This is a genomic window from Streptomyces dryopteridis (assembly GCF_049606955.1).
GTDB lineage: Bacteria > Actinomycetota > Actinomycetes > Streptomycetales > Streptomycetaceae > Streptomyces.
Window position 1 is genome coordinate 1,406,327 of record NZ_CP187114.1, and the last position, 14,926, is coordinate 1,421,252.

Annotated in this window: 12 protein-coding genes; 9 read left to right on the forward strand and 3 right to left on the reverse strand. The window is 77.2% G+C overall.

From position 1 onward, the window contains the following. Positions 1 to 119: 119 nt before the first annotated feature. The 4 genes from ACN20G_RS32765 to ACN20G_RS32780 all read left to right on the forward strand — a co-directional run bounded on the left by ACN20G_RS32765 (position 120) and on the right by ACN20G_RS32780 (position 5,313). Positions 120 to 1,187 (forward strand): NAD-dependent epimerase/dehydratase family protein, encoded by a 1,068-nt coding sequence (locus ACN20G_RS32765; RefSeq protein ID WP_424216873.1) that lies wholly within the window; start codon positions 120 to 122, stop codon positions 1,185 to 1,187. Positions 1,188 to 1,977: 790 nt separating this feature from the next. Beyond that, the gene (cseB, locus tag ACN20G_RS32770; protein ID WP_424216874.1) at positions 1,978 to 2,730 is read left to right on the forward strand and encodes a two-component system response regulator CseB; all 753 of its coding nucleotides are present in this window, start codon (positions 1,978 to 1,980) and stop codon (positions 2,728 to 2,730) included. An 81-nt stretch (positions 2,731 to 2,811) separates the two neighbouring features. After that, positions 2,812 to 4,053, forward strand: coding sequence for an ATP-binding protein (locus ACN20G_RS32775; RefSeq protein WP_424216875.1), 1,242 nt, complete (start codon positions 2,812 to 2,814; stop codon positions 4,051 to 4,053). Positions 4,054 to 4,227: 174 nt separating this feature from the next. Further along, positions 4,228 to 5,313, forward strand: coding sequence for an RNA ligase (ATP) (locus ACN20G_RS32780; protein WP_424216876.1), 1,086 nt, complete (start codon positions 4,228 to 4,230; stop codon positions 5,311 to 5,313). A gap of 19 nt (positions 5,314 to 5,332) precedes the next feature. On the opposite strand, the gene ACN20G_RS32785 is transcribed toward ACN20G_RS32780, so the two are convergent. Beyond that, complete coding sequence (locus tag ACN20G_RS32785) at positions 5,333 to 6,436, reverse strand: ABC transporter substrate-binding protein (RefSeq protein ID WP_424216877.1); 1,104 nt, start codon at positions 6,434 to 6,436, stop codon at positions 5,333 to 5,335. Between the two features lie 129 nt (positions 6,437 to 6,565). On the opposite strand from ACN20G_RS32785, the gene ACN20G_RS32790 reads away from it, so the two are divergent. Continuing rightward, positions 6,566 to 6,871: a hypothetical protein gene (locus tag ACN20G_RS32790; protein ID WP_424216878.1), complete on the forward strand. Its 306-nt coding sequence runs from the start codon at positions 6,566 to 6,568 to the stop codon at positions 6,869 to 6,871. Between the two features lie 230 nt (positions 6,872 to 7,101). Here ACN20G_RS32790 and ACN20G_RS32795 read toward each other — a convergent pair whose 3' ends face one another. Then, complete coding sequence (locus ACN20G_RS32795) at positions 7,102 to 7,974, reverse strand: hypothetical protein (protein ID WP_424216879.1); 873 nt, start codon at positions 7,972 to 7,974, stop codon at positions 7,102 to 7,104. Positions 7,975 to 8,503: 529 nt separating this feature from the next. Between ACN20G_RS32795 and ACN20G_RS32800 the strand changes: the two genes are divergently transcribed. Next, a complete protein-coding gene (locus tag ACN20G_RS32800; protein ID WP_424216880.1) occupies positions 8,504 to 9,316 on the forward strand; it encodes a DUF2087 domain-containing protein in 813 nt (270 codons plus the stop codon). A gap of 714 nt (positions 9,317 to 10,030) precedes the next feature. Continuing rightward, positions 10,031 to 10,219, forward strand: coding sequence for a hypothetical protein (locus ACN20G_RS32805; protein ID WP_424216881.1), 189 nt, complete (start codon positions 10,031 to 10,033; stop codon positions 10,217 to 10,219). Positions 10,220 to 10,573: 354 nt separating this feature from the next. Here ACN20G_RS32805 and ACN20G_RS32810 read toward each other — a convergent pair whose 3' ends face one another. Beyond that, positions 10,574 to 11,182 carry a GNAT family N-acetyltransferase gene (locus ACN20G_RS32810; RefSeq protein WP_424216882.1) on the reverse strand — a complete coding sequence of 203 codons (609 nt, stop codon included), beginning with the start codon at positions 11,180 to 11,182 and terminating at the stop codon, positions 10,574 to 10,576. 273 nt (positions 11,183 to 11,455) lie between these two features. Here ACN20G_RS32810 and ACN20G_RS32815 point away from each other — a divergent pair, with 273 nt between their 5' ends. After that, positions 11,456 to 12,985, forward strand: a complete 1,530-nt coding sequence (locus tag ACN20G_RS32815) for an FAD/NAD(P)-binding protein (RefSeq protein ID WP_424216883.1) — start codon at positions 11,456 to 11,458, stop codon at positions 12,983 to 12,985. 1,129 nt (positions 12,986 to 14,114) lie between these two features. Further along, a complete protein-coding gene (locus ACN20G_RS32820; protein WP_424216884.1) occupies positions 14,115 to 14,858 on the forward strand; it encodes a hypothetical protein in 744 nt (247 codons plus the stop codon). Positions 14,859 to 14,926 lie beyond the last annotated feature (68 nt).

Consider the following 14,926-nt stretch of genomic DNA (forward strand, 5'->3'; position numbering starts at 1 on the left):
TGGCTCCTCGGGCGGGCGGCGTCGGGCGCGGCGGATTGCGAACCGGAGGGGGTCTCCGTTACGGTCGAAACAGAACCGGAGGCCCCCTCCGCTCTCATTCTGTCACCCCGGAGCCCGCCATGCCCCAGCCCACCCCCACCCCGACCGCCACCCCCGACCCCGACCCCGCCGCCCCCGTGCTCGTCACCGGCGGCACCGGCTACATCGGCGGCCACACCGTCGCCGAGCTGCTGCGCCGGGGCCGCCGAGTGCGCACCACCGTCCGCTCCGCCGAACGCGGCCGCGCCCTCACCGCGACCCTGGCCCGCGCCCTCGGCCCCGACGCCGTCACCCCCGACCGCCTGGAACACGCCGTCGCCGACCTCACCTCCGACGCCGGCTGGGAGACCGCCCTCACCGGCGTCCACGAGGTCCTGCACGTGGCCTCCCCGCTCGGCCTCAGCGCCCCCGCCGACCCCGGGGAACTCGTCGCCGCCGCCCGTGACGGCGCCCTGCGCGTGCTGCGCGCCGCCCACGCCGCCGGCGCCGCCCGCGTCGTCCTCACCTCCGCCGCGAACGCCGCGAGCCCCTCCTCCTACGCCACCGACGGCGTCACCGACGAAACCCTGTGGACCGACCCCGAGGACCCCACCCTCATCCCCTACCGGCGCTCCAAGACCGTCGCCGAACGCGCGGCCTGGGAGTTCGCCGCCGCCCACCCCGACGGACCCGCGCTGACCACCGTCCTGCCCGGCGCCGTCTTCGGCCCCCTCCTCGACGACCGCACCGCCGGGTCCGTCGGCATCATCGCCCGCATGCTCGACGGCCGGATGCCCGGCGTCCCCCGCATCGGCCTGGAGATCGTCGACGTCCGCGACCTCGTCGACCTCCACCTGCGCGCCCTCGCCGCCCCCGAGGCCGCCGGCGAGCGCTTCCTCGGCACCGGCGAGTTCCTCTGGATGTCCGAGATGGCCCACACCCTGCGCGACGGGCTCGGCGAGGCCGGCCGCGCCGTGAACACCACCGAACTCGACGACGACCTCGTACGCGACGCCGCCCGCGTCGACCCCGCCATGGCCGAGATCGCCCCCGCCCTCGGCCGCCGCAACCGCCACAGCACCGCCAAGGCCCAACGCCTCCTCGGCTGGCACCCCCGCCCGGCCCGCGAAACCGTCCTGGCGTGCGCCCACTCCCTCCTCACCCCCTGACCGCGCCCGAAAACCACGCGCGCCGCCCCCGCCCCCGGGCCTACCGTGCACGACATGCGGCAACTCCCACGCGCCGGCCGTCGGTCACCCCGCCGTGCCCGGGTCACCCCCGCGCCCGTGCCGGTCCCGCTCGTCGGGACGCGCATCGTGCTCACGGGCTGCCTTTCCGCCCGCCCCGAAGAGCTCGAACGGCTCACGATCGAGGCCGCCGACGCCCTGACCGCACGCGGCGCCCTGGTCGTCGGCCGGCTCTTCCAACGGCGCGGGATCTCCGACGGCGGGGCAGCCCGCCTCCACCTGCCGCTCTCCCCCCCCGCACCGTCCTCGGCCGCGGCAAGGCCGAGGAACTCGCCGCCCTGTGCCTCCGCACCGACGCGGACGCCGCCGTCCTCCTCCGCCCCACCGACCTCGCGCCCCGGCAGCGGCGGGCCCTGGTGGACCTGTTGCCCTGCCCGGCGCTCACCTTCGCCGAGGCGTTCACGGGGGCGCCCGGGCGCCCCTGAGCTCGCGGACCCCGAGCGGCACGCGTGTATCGGTCGTGTATCCGTCGCCGCTTGATCGTGCGTCGACCCGCGGGCCCGGCGGGTCCCCGCGTGCGGGGACGGAGTGGGGGCGCGGCGCAGTGGCTCGCGCGTGACCTGCGGGAACGTCGGTACGGGCGGGGGCGGGGACGTGGCCGTGGCGTCGTGGGGGCGGGGCGGGATCTGTCGTATCGTTCCCACCGGGACGCCGCTCCGGCCCGGGCCGGCCTCGGGAGGTGCCCTCAGTCGCCCCCGAAGGAGTCCCGCCCGTGTCATCGACCCCCCAGGCCGCCGCCGAGGCCACCGATCCCGTGCGGGTGCTGCTGGTCGAGGACGACGAGCTGATGCGCCGCGCCTTCGCCGTCGCCCTCGAACGCTACGGCTACGAGGTGCGGGCCGTCGCCGACGGCCTCACCGGCCTCGAAGCCTTCCGCGAGAACGCTTTCGACCTGCTGATCCTCGACGTGATGCTGCCGGGACTCGACGGCATCGGGCTGTGCCGCCGGGTCCGCGAGAGCAGTCTCGTGCCCGTGCTGATGATGTCCGCGCGGGGCGACGGCCTGGACGTGGTCGCGGGCCTGGAGGCCGGCGCCGACGACTACGTGGTCAAACCCGTCGACACCTACGTGCTCCTCGCCCGGATCCGGTCCCTGCTGCGCCGTGCCTCCTGGGTGCCCGGCGGCGGCGCCGAACCGGGCCCGGCAGGCGTCGCCGACACCCCCGACACGGCGGGTGTGCTCACCTTCGGGGACCTGGTCGTCGACACCGCCGGCATGGAGATCACCATCGCGGGGGAGCCCGTCGCCCTCACCCCCACCGAACTGAAACTGCTGCTGGAGTTCGTGGCCGCCCCCGGCATCGTGCTGGAGCGGCACACCCTGCTGCGCCGGGTGTGGGAGTACGGCTGGGACGGCGACAGCCGCGTCGTGGACCTCGCCGTGCAGCGGCTGCGGCGCAAGCTGGGTCCGGAGCGGGAGCGGATCGAGACGGTGCGCGGCTTCGGCTACAAGTTCCGGCGCTGACCCGTGGCCGCCGCCCGTCAGCCCCGCTCGCCCCGTCGGCCCCGCTCGCCTCGTCCGCCCCGTGCGCCCCGGCGGATCCCGTTGCGCCGCAAGATCGCCGCGCTCGCCGCCGCCACCGCCTGCTGCGTGGCGTTCGCCGTCGGCCTCATCGTGCACGTCTGGACCGACGCGAACATCCGCTGGCAGTCCGAGGCCCAGGTCTTCAACCGGCTGCACACCTCGATGGACGTGTACAAACGCACCGGCACCCTCTCGGACGACGGCACGCTCGACCCCCCGGACCTCCCCGGGAAACTGGCCGACCCGCGCGACGACGAGCGGCACACGGCCTTCGTGGAGGGTTCGGTCGGGCCCGAGGTCTGGGCGGCCCAGCGGGTCGACGGCCCCGGCAGCCCGATCCTCGCCGTCAGCCTCAACATGGGCCCGCGCTACCACGACCTGCGTCGCCTCGACATCACCGTCGCCGTGGCCTCCCTCCTCTCCCTCGCCGTCCTGCTGCCCCTGGCCGGGTACGGCGCCGGCCTCCTCGGGCGCCGGCTGGGCCGGGTCTCCGAGACCGCCCACCGCATCGCCGACGGCGACCTCGACGCCCGCACCGGCACCGTCCCGGGCGGCGACGAGGTCAGCGACATCGCCGCCGTCGTCGACATGATGGCCGACACCCTGGCCCGCCGGCTGCGCGACGAACGCCGCTTCACCGCCGACGTGGCCCACGAACTGCGCACCCCCGTCGGCGGGCTCCTGGCCGCGATGGACCTGCTGCCGCCCGGCGAGACCGAGGACCTGCTGCGGGCCCGCGTCCGCGACCTGCGGTCCCTCGTGGAGGACCTGCTGGAGGTCTCCCGACTCGACGCGGGCGCCGAGCACGCGGTGCGCGACCGGGTGCCGCTCCTCGACGTCGTCGCCGAGGCCGTGGCCCGCACCGGCCTCGACGCCGAGGTCACCGCCGCGCCCGGGACCGCGGCCGACGCGAGCGTGGAGACCGACCCGCGCCGGCTCGAACGCGTCGTGTCCAACCTCGTCGTCAACGCCCACCGGCACGGGGCCGGCCCGGTCGAGATCACCGTCGCCGTCGACCCGGGCCCCGGCGGCGACCCCGGCGCGGGGGCGCGGATCACCGTGCGCGACCACGGCCCCGGCTTCCCCGGCGTGATCCTGCGCGACGGCCCCCGCCGGTTCCACACCGGCGCCGCCGAACGCGGCACCGGGCACGGCCTGGGCCTCACCATCGCCCTCGCGCAGGCCCGGGTGCTGGCCGCCGAACTCACCCTGGCCAACGCCCCCGACGGCGGCGCCGTCGCCACCCTCCACCTGCCCGCCTGAGCGGAAATCGGGTGGACCGGGCGCGCCCGCGTCCCCGAGAGTGAGCACGTCGCACGCGCCGCCGGGCGGAGCCGCACGGGCGACCCCCGTGCCCGGCCCCGCCCGGCCCGGCCGTGCACCGGGAGCACCCCTCCCCCCTCTTCCCCGTTCGCACTCCGGCCGAAGGAGCCGCCCGTGTCCACCCTGCGCGTCACCGCCGAGCGGTTGACCATCCACCCCCACCCCGATGCCGACGCCCTGGAACTCGCACAGGTCGGCCTCTACCGGGCCGTCGTCGCCAAGGGCGCCTACCGCACCGGGGACTTCGCGCTCTACATACCCGAACAGGCCGTGCTCCCGGCCGAGTTGATCGCCGAGCTGAACCTGACCGGCCGGCTCGCCGGATCCCGCGCCGACCGGGTCAAGGCGGTACGCCTGCGCGGCGAGTTGTCCCAGGGGCTGGTCTGCCGGCCGCGCGCCCTGGCCGGCGAGGACCTGGCCCGCGCCGCCGAGGCCGGCACGGACTTCGCGGACCGCCTCGGGATCACCAAGTGGGCGCCGCCGGTGCCGACCCGGATGAGCGGCGACGTCGAGTCCGCGCCCGACCTGCTGCCCTGGGGCGACGTGGAGAACCTGCGCCGGCACCCCGACGTGTTCGCCCCCGGCGAGCCCGTCGTCGTCACCGAGAAACTGCACGGCACGGCCTGCCTGCTGACCCTCCTCGTGGCCGAGAAGCGGGTGCTGGTCTCCTCCAAGGGCTTCGGCGCGAAGTCCCTGGCGTTGAAGGAGGACGAGCGGAACGTGTACTGGCGGGCCGTGCGCGGGCACCGGCTCGCCGAGATCGCGACCGGGCTCGCCGAGCGGTTCGGCGCGAGCCGGGTCGGGATCTTCGGCGAGGTCCACGGGGCCGGCGTGCAGGACCTGACGTACGGGGCGGACGCGCGCTCCGCCGACGCGGCCCCGGGCTTCGCCGCGTTCGACGTGGCCGTGGAGAGCGACGGACAGGTGCGCCGGCTCGCCCCGGCGGAGCTGGAGGCCCTCGCGAGCGAGTACGGACTGCCGCTGGTGCCCCGCCTGTACGCGGGCCCCTACGACGAGGCGCTGGTGCTGACCCTGGCCGAGGGCGAGGAGACGGTCTCGGGCCGGGCCGCGCACCTGCGCGAGGGCGTCGTGATCCGGCCGGCGACCGAGCGCCACAGCCCCGTGCTGGGCGCCCGCGCGATGGCGAAGGCGATCAACCCGGCGTACCTGACCCGCAAGGGCGGCACCGAGTACGAGTGACCGGCGCGCCCGGTTCCGCTCAGCCCGCGTCCGGGGTGCCCGCGGTGCGCAGCGTGCGGAACCGGGTCGGGTCGGCGGGGTCGCGGTCCACGACCTCGATCGGCGCCCACGCCCACTGCCACACGTCGATGCCCGGCGGGCGGGAGAAGCGGATCGTGCCCCGGGTGCCGTCCACGGCCAGCCGGGGCCAGGCGCCCGTGAGCCCCGCCCGCCCGGTGCCGTGCGCCCGCAGCGCCTCGACCAGCACGGTCACCGTGTCCCAGCCCTCGTACGCGACGAACGAGGGCTCCTCGCCGAGCCGTTCGCGCAGCGCCGCCCCGACCCGCAGCGCGAGCGGACCCGGCTCCGCGGGCAGGTAGCGCAGGAAGGGCACACCGGCCCCGCCCGCCCCCGCCTGCCCGGCCCACGAGGGCAGTTCCGGCTGCCCGGCCGGCGCGCCGACCAACAGCCCCGCGAGCCGCGGATCACGGCGCACCGCCCGCAGGATCGGCACGGCCGGGTCCGGGAACCCGGTCAGCAGCAACAGGGCCGTGGCCCCGTCGGCCGCGAGCGCGTCGCACAGGGCCTCGGGGGACAGGGCGCGCGCGTCGAGTTCCGTGATCCCGCCGCCGTGCTCCGCGAGCCGCGCCGCCAGGATCCCGGCCCCCGCCGCCCAGTACGCGCTCGGCTCGGTCGCGACCGCGACCCGCCGGTGCCCTTCGGCCGCCAGGTGGTCCGCGTACAGCCGCCACCCCCGCGACTGGGCGGGCGCGATGCGCGCGACCGCGTCCGTCGGCTCCTCGACGAGCGCGTCGAGCACGGCGGAGGAGCACAGGAACGGCAGACCCAGCGCGGCGGCCCGACCGGCGGCCGCGCGGGCCACGACACTGTGGTACTCGCCCACCACGGCCACCGCCCCCGACCGCGCGAACCCCTCCACGGCCTCCGCGGCCCGCTCCGGCGAGGCCGCGGTGTCCCGCACCAGCAACTCCAGCGGCCGGCCCCCGATCCCGCCCGCCGCGTTCGCCTCGGCGGCGGCCAGCTCCAGACCGGCCAGCAGATGCCGCCCGGCGTCGACCCAACCGGGCGGGCCGAGCGGCGCGAGCGCGCCGATCCGAACGGTGGACTCGGTGGACGTGTGCATGTACGGACTCCCCCTGTGACACGGACGGGACGACCGCCCGCCATGCGGTGCAGGCTAGTCGGCCGGTCCGGAGGGCCCGCGCGGCGGGGGGATTTGGGAACGGGGCCGCCCACCGACCAGACTGGGCGCGTGACCTCTCCCGAAACCCGTGGCCTCGGGCGCGGTGTCGCCCGGTTGATCCCGCAGGGCCCGCCGACCGGCCCCGCCGCGCGGGAGGACGCACGGCCGCCCGCCCTCGTGCCCGGCACCCCCACCGACCGCGCCGCCGCCGCACTCGCCGGCCTGCGCACCGTGCCCGTGCCGGTGGCCGTCGTGCACGCGGCGGCCCTGCTACTGGGCGAGTTGGCCGAGGGCGCCCCGGAACCGGAGACCCGAGCCGTAGCCGCGGAAGTCCACACCCTCCTCCTGGCAACCCTGCCCCGCCCCCAGCACTAGGTCGTCTCTTCCGGATCTTGCCTGACCCGCGCCGCCTGGCACCGCACTCCCCCAGGCTCCGCCCGGGGGTACCCCCACGCCGCGTTGTCGGGAACACCCACGTACCCAGTACGAGGGCGCCCCTCCGCCTTGCGATGCACGGCACCAGACGACGCGGGCTTAACCGGCAAGATCCAAAAGAGACGACCTAGCCGAGCTTCGGGGCCGGGGGGTGTCGGTCAGGGGTGTTGTCAGGCGCCGATGCGGATCGGGGCCGCCTGCTTGGTCGTGCCCGTCACGTGCGCGGCGAGGGTGCCGTCCGCCGACAGGACGACGTACACGCGGCCGGCGCGCAGCGCGCCCGAGCGCTCGTCCACGGTGAGCTTCGCGCTCGTGGTGCCTCCGGAGGCGAGGCGGGCCGAGTACGTGCCGGCGGCGTCGCGGGTCAGGGTGACGATCGAGCCGTCGACGAGCTTGTAGCGGCCGGGCGCGGGCCGCGCCGCCGTGTGCGCGCCGGTCCAGGTCACGGAGCTGCCGTCGGCGTTCAGGACCCAGACCCGCTCGTCGAGCACGAACGCGCCCGGCTTGCCCTTGGCGCCGACGAAGCCGATCAGGTGCTTGCCGAAGAGGATCCGGCCGGTGTGGGCCTGCGCGGAGGTGCGGTACACCTGCGCGGTGTACTGGCCGCCGAGCCGGTCCGTGCGCACGACGGGGCCGTTGACGCGGCAGTCGGCCGGCAGCGCCGGGAAGGGCGTGGCACGCCAGGCGGCACCCGCCTGGGCCCGCTGCTCGAAGACGGGGGAGGCGCCGAGCGGGGCGAGGACCCGGATGCCGTTCTTCGCGTCCTCGGGCCGCTCCTGGTCCACACCGGAGACGGCCGGGCCGCCGGTGGGCGCGTACAGCCGCGCGGTGGCGCCAGAGTGGGCGCTGTTGACGAGCTCCACCTTAAGCCCGGAGCGCACGGAGCTCACGACGGTGACGGCCGTGCAGCCGGCCGGGTCGACGGTGACGGCGGGGGTCGCGGCACGCGGGGTGCTCGCACCGGCCGGGGCGCCGCCGACGGTCAGGGCGAGGGCGCCCCCGAGGGCGAGGGCGGTGAGAGTGGTGCGGAGGGCGATGCGCACGACGGCTCCAGGAAAGGTCGGCAGGGAGGGCGAGGAGGAGGGTGGGAAGCGACGCACGTCGCCGCCGGGTTCGGGCCGGGTGCCGGGCGGGCGGACCGGGCCGCGTCGTCACCCAAAATAGATGATCTTGTGTGCTGAAACGATTCCCAGCGTACCCCGCGAGTGTGACAGCCCTCACACCGCCCCCGCCACCCCCTCGGACCTCTCGATTCCCTTCCGTGACACGGGCTGCGGGAGGGTGGCGCGCGGGTGAAGTCCGGGGTGGGGCGCGGTCGTCGGGACGGATCGGCCGGCCTGATGATCACCTTCCGCTTTCGGCCGCCGGGACCCGTGCGGGCCGGCCGAAACCCGTCGGACGGGTCGCGCGGCGAGGCGAAAACCGCCGGCGGACGGGCGGCGGGCCGGCGCAGCATGAGGCGTCGGCGCGCCGCCCACGACCCCGGTCGGCGCGCCGACCCCGCACGCCCCCGCCCGCACGCCCGCACCCCGGCGCACACCTCCCGCCGGAGGACTCCCGAAAGGCCGCCCCATGAGCGCGGACACGACCCCGCCCCCGGCCACGAGCCCGGCCGCGCACGCGAGCCAGGACCCGTCCACGACCTCGGCCCCGCACGCAAGCCAAGCCCCGACCGTGAGCCCTGCCGAGCACGTGCGCCAGGCTCCGACCGTGGACCAGGACCCGATTGCGCCCTCGGCCCCGGCTGCGACCGCGGCCCCGCACGTGAGCCAGGCCCCGACCCCGAGCCTGGCCCCGAGTGCGGCGCCGAGCGCGGACGCCGTCGTCGCCCAGCTCGCCGAACCGAACCGGCTGCGCGTCCACGCCGCGCTCGTGCTCGGCGCCGACTCGCCGACCGCCGTCGCCGAGGCCACGGGCCTCGCGCCCAAGGAGGTCGCCGCCGCGCTCCGCCGGCTCCGCGCCGCCGGACTCGTGACCGAGGACGCCGGCCGAATCACGCCCGTCCCCGACCTCTTCCGCGACCTCGTCAAGGCCGAACGGGCCCGCCGCGCCGAGGAGGCCCCAGCGGAGGACCACGGACACGCACAGGACGACCCGCGCACGGAGTCCCTGCTGCGCACCTTCGTCCGTGATGGCCGCCTGCTCTCCCTCCCCGGCCAGTGGAGCCGCCGCGAAGTGGTGCTCCGCCACCTCGCCCACCGCACCTTCGAGGCCGGCGCCGAATACGACGAGGCGAGCGTCAACGCCCACCTCGCGCGCTGGTGCGAGGGCTCCGACACGGACCACGTCACCGTCCGCCGCTACCTCGTCGACCTCCGCCTGCTCGGCCGCGATGCCGGCCGCTACCGCCTGCGCACGGACGCACACCCGCCACTCGCCGCCTGACCGACAGCCGGCCTACGGCCGGATCCCGGGCGGTGGCCGCCCGCAGGACCACGCCGGCACCGGAGCGCTGCCGGCCGGAGGCCGGTGGACCGGGGAAGCCCGAACTGGCCGGGGGCCCGGGCGCGCCCTATGCCCGGTGGGCCAGGGGAGCTCGCTGCGGACGTGGGGCCGGTGGGGCCGGTAACGGGCGTGGGCCCCGGGGCCCGGGGCCGGGAGAGCCGCGTGTGGTCGGGAGGCCATGCAGCCCGTCCAGCCCGTTGTGACTGGGGGAGTCGGCCGGACCGGGGAAGCCCGGACTGGCCGGGAGTCGAGCGCGCCCTGTGACCGGTGGGCCAGGGGAGCCCGCTGTGGCCGTGGCGCCAGTGGGGCCGGGCCGGTCGGTGGGGCCGGTAACGGCCGCCCGGCCCCGGGGTCTGGGGCCGGGAGCGCGGTGTGTGGTCGGGGGGCTGTGCAGCCCGTTGTGGTCGGGGGAGTCCGCCGGACCGGGCCGGCTCGGACGGGCCGGGGGGCGGGTGTGCCCTGTGGCCGTCGGACCGGGGAAGCCTGGAATGGCCGGGGTCAGGGGGCCCTGTGGCTGGTGGGGTGGGGGAGAGCGGTGTGGTCGGGGGGATCGGATCGGCCGCATGGGGGGCGTGGGGACCGGGCATACGCGGGAGCGACGGCGCGTCCCGACCGGCGCGCCCGCCCGTGACACCTCTCCCAGGGGAGCGCCCCATGCCCCGACCGTCCCACCCGCGCCCCGCACCACGCTCCGGTGCCGGCCCCGAAGAGCCCCACGACCAGGACCCCTGGGCGGAGCTCCGGCGGATCAACCACCGCATGCGCCGCATGCTCGCCCGCACCCTCGCGGGCCCGCCCCCGCAGCGCCGGCCGGCGACCCCTGGCAACGGCCGCGCGGGCTGAGCGCCTGGGCCGTCCCTGCCGAATCCGCCCCGCCCGCCCCCGCCCAACCCCCTCCCCAGCCCCAGAGGGCTGGGGATCCCCCCCCATTCGCCCGGCTCCGCACTCCCGCGGGCTCCGCCCGGGAGCTCCCCACGACGCGTGGTCGGAGCACCTGCGTACCCCGGTCACCCCGGTCCCCCCGGTTCTCCAGTCCCCCCTGTACCCCGGTCCCCCTGGTTCCCCCCAGTACCCCGGTGCGAGGGTGCGCTCTCCTTCAGTCCTGAGTGTTGGGAGGTGTTCCCATCCCCAAGGGCCTTGGGGAGACGTGGGGTTGACCGGGCAGATTCGAGGGAGGCGGCCCGGCACCGGCCCGGTTCAGGGTGCCGGCGGCGTCCCGGTCGCCCCCGGGCGCGACAGCCGGTGCACGTGCCCGGCGAGTGGGAACTCGGGTGGGGCGGGCGGCAGCATGTCGACGTGCGCGAAGCCCGTCTTCCCCGCGACCCGGCAGGACGCCGGATTGTCCACTTGGTGGAGCAGGTCGATCCGGTCCAGGCCGCTCGGCGCCCACAGCCCGAATGCCCACTCCGTGACCGCCCGGACGGCACGCGGTGCGATCCCCCGACCGCGCGCGGCCCCCACCGTCCAATAACCCACCTCGGCCCCGAAACCGCCGTCGGCACCCGGTCCGGCGCCGTCCCGGGCATCACCCTCGCCCCGGCCCTCGTCCTCCGCGGCCTCGTCCTCGGCCTCGGCCTCATGGGGGCGAGGCCCCTTCAGCACCACGTGTCCCACCACCTCCCCCTCCGCGAGCACCGCGAACGCGTACCGGACGCCCTGTTCCCACTGCCGCGCCACCGTCCGCGTCCACTCCCGGGCCGCGTCGGCGTCGTCCAACGCGAGGGCCGTGCTCGCACGGATCCGAGGGTCCCGGAACGCCGCCACCAGCGCCCGCGCGTCCTCCACCGCCCAGCGACGCAAGTCCAACGCCGGGCCGCCCGCCGGGTCCGGCGCGCTCAGGACGAGGCCCGGCGCCGGACGGGCAAGGGGCCGGGCACGGTGACGGGGCCGGAGGGGCCGGGGAGGTACGGCGTCTGAGGTCATGGACGGGCCTTCCGGGACGGCGTGCACGGACCCCCGTACGCTACGACCCCCGCCCCCGCCCCGCGTCCGTTCGGGGCGCGGCACCGCCCGTTCCGGGGGCGTCGCCGCCCCCGCGGCCCGGGCGACGCGGGAGGCTGGACGGCGGAGGTGGGGCCCGTGCGCGGCGTGGACCTGGTGGTGGTCGGTGACGGGCCGGCCGCGGTGGCCTTCCTCGACGCGCTCGCCCGTCTCCCGGGGCCGCCGCCGGCCCGGCTGTGGGTGTGCCGGGCCCGGCCCGAGCCGTGGCGGGGCGCCGCGTTCGGCCCCGATCCCGGCCCGGCCGCGCGCGTGAACCTCCCGGCCCGGCTGATGTCCGTGCGGCACGAGGACCCCGGGCACCTGCTGCGCCGGCTCCTCGAACGGCCCGACCCCGACGCCGACCGCCCCGGCGGCTCCCCGACCTACCCGACCCGCGCCCACTACGGCCGCTACCTGGCCGGGACCGCCGAGGCCGCGGTCGCGGAGCTGCGCGCGCGGGGCGCGTCCGTGCGCACCGACCTCGGACCGGTCACCGACACCGAACGCACCGGCGACGGCACCCGGTTGCGGATCCGACCCGGACCCGCCGCGCCCGCCGGGGCGCCCTCGTTCACCGTGACGGCCTCGTTCACCGTGACGGCCGCGCGGGTCGTGTGGTGCGTGGGCGGCCTGCGCGCGATCGACCCCCTCGGCCTCGGCCCGGCCCCGTGGCACCTGCCGACGCCGTACCCCCTGGGCACCCTGGCCGAACGGGTCCCCGCCACCGCCCCGGTCACCGTGATCGGCACCGGCCTCACCGCCGTCGAGACCGCCGTCACCCTGCTGCGGGCCGGCCGGCGGGCCCCGATCCGGCTGCTCTCGCGCCACGGACTCCTGCCGGCCGTACGGCCCGAGGAACCGCCCGCCGACCCGGCCCGCCCGCCCGACGCGAGTGCCCCGCAGGTCCGGGCGGCCCTGCGCGCGTCGCGCCGCGAGGGCTGGACGGCCCACGCCCTGCGGGCCGCCATGACGGCGGAACTCGCGGCGGCCGGCGCCCACTGGTCCGACCTCGCGCCGGAACTCGCCGACACCGAACCCGCCCCCGCCCGCCTCGACCGACACCTCGCGGGCGAACCGGGCGCCGAGCGGGCCCGCACCGTGCTGCGGCGCATCCTCCTCGACACCGGGCCCGAGGCCCTGGAACTCCTCCCGGAGGCCACCCGGGCCAGCTGGTGGGGCCGGTACGGGCGGCTCGTGAACAACGTCCTGCTGCCGATGCCGCCCGACCACGCCCGGACCCTGCGCGAGGCGATGCGCGCGGGCCTGGTCACGGTGGGCCGCCTGGATGCGGTCCCGGTCCCGGTCCCGGTCCCGCCGGCCGGGGGTCTGGTGATCTCGGCGGTGCACGCCATCGCCCCCGAGCCCCTGCCCGGGATCCGCCGACACGGACCGCGCCCGACGCCCCACCCCTCGGGCGGCTTCACGGTCGAACCGGGCACCGGCCGCGTCCTCTTCGACGGGGCGCCGGACCCGGGCACGTACGCGCTGGGCGCCCCGGCCCGCGCCACCCGCCCCCTCACGGACAGCGTCGCGTCCCTCACCCGCCAAGCCGCCCGCGCGGCCACGGCCGTGGCCACGGTCACGGCCAACGCCTCGGGAATGACCACGGCAACGCGCCGCCCGCTGTAACGGATGAGGCCCCCCGCCGGGAGAGCACTGCTGGGGCGGCGAGCGGGGTGCGGGGTGCGGGTGGCGGCGGGGAGGTGTCCGGGAGTGGGGTGCGTCGCCGTCTGCGGGTGGGTTGGTGGCTGGTGTGGCCGCCTGCCGGCGGCGGGTAGGTCAACAGCGTTTCCTGGTGGCGGCGGGGTCTGGGGTTGGGGTGCGTTGCCGTCTGCGGCCCGGTTTGGGGTTGGTGTGGCCGCCTCCCGGCGGCGGGCAAGTCAAAAGCCTTTCCCAGGGGGGCGGAGGGGGCCCGGGGGCAGGGGGCGTGGCCGTGCTCCGGTCCGCACGGGGCGGAGGTGGGTCCACGGCGTGCGACACGCCCGGAAACACCTCGGGTGATCGGCATCGTGCACTGCGACCGTGCGCGCCCCGCCCCCTGCCCACCCACAGGGGCAGCTCGGCGACGGAGGGCCTTCGCGCCCCCAAACCCCCACCACAGGCCACCCCATGCGAGCAACAACCCCGGCCCAGACCCACCGTGGCCCCACACACCACAGCCGCACCCGGGAACGCGCCGAGAGTCCGCCCCCTCCCGGCCGCCGCCGGGAAACGCTTTTGACTTGCCCGCCGCCGGCAGGCGGCCACACCGGCCACGAGCCGGCCCGCAGGCGGCAACGCGCCCCCGCCCTGGGCCCCCTCCCGGCCGCCGCCGGGAAAGGCTTTTGACTTGCCCGCCGCCGGCAGGCGGCCACACTGGCCACGAGCCGGCCCGCAGACGGCAACGCGCCCCCGCCCTGGGCCCCTCCCCGCCGCCACCGGGAAATGCCTTTGACCTACCCGCCGCCGGCAGGCGGCCACACCGGCCACCATCCCACCCGCAGACGGCAACGCGCCCCAGCCCCAGGCCCCTCCCCGCCCCTGCCGGGAAGGCTTTTGACGTATCCGCCTCCCGCCTCCCCCCCAGCGGCCGGCTCGGACGTTCCACCACCGCCCCCCCCACGCGCGCAGCTCGTGCGCTGGGTTCGAACCGCCGGGGCCGGTGGCTCGGGGGGTGTTTCGATCATCGGGGGGTTCGTCCGGGGCTCGGGTGAGGCATGCTCGGACGGAGCGCCCCCGCGCGGGCGCTCCCGCACCCCGTGATGAGGAGGAACTCCCGGTGAACGACGCCGACGAGCAACCGCGTGCGCTGGACGAGGCCGACGTCACCAACGCCGAGCAGACCCTGCGTCGGCTGCTGGGTCGGATGGGCATCGGACCCGACGACGCGAGTGAGCTGATCGCCCTCGTCGAGGCCGGGGTCCTGGCGGTGGCCCGCCGCGAGGTGGACCGCGTCGATCCCGCGCCCGATCCCGCGCCCGATCCGGCGGACCCGGATCCGGCCGCGCCCTACGCGCGTGGCCGCCGTGACGGGTTGCGGGCCGCCGCCGAGCGGCTGGACGAGCTGACCCGGCAGGCCCTGGGGCCGGCCCTGCCCGGCCGCGTCGCCGACCCGGAGGGCGCCGAACGCCCGCCGGTGACGCGGATGTCGGTGGAGCGGGCGAAGGTCGCCGTCACCCCCCTGCACCTGTCGTTCACCGAGCCCTCCGACCTCGACCCGGAGGTCTCCGACCAGGTGTTGCGGGTGGTGTTGGGCACGATGGGCACCGGTCGTCGGGCCGGCTACGCGGGGCACCTGTCGGCGTTCGCGGAGGACAACCGGACCCGCCTGGAACGGCTGTACGCGCAGTACGGGCCGGGCAGCGCCGTCGCCGTGCACGGCCGGCACCTGCTGCTGCACTCGCCCGCCGGCATCGCCGTCCTGGAGCGCCTGGTCACCGCCCCCGACACGCTGCGGGAGGAGTGGGACGCGGCCGAGCTGCCGCCGGCCTGGCTGGAGGGCTTGGCCACGGCCTGGGGCTGAGCCGGTCGATCGCGCCGGGCACCGATCGCCAGGACCCGGCCCGTGCCGGTCGGTGGCACGGGCCGGGC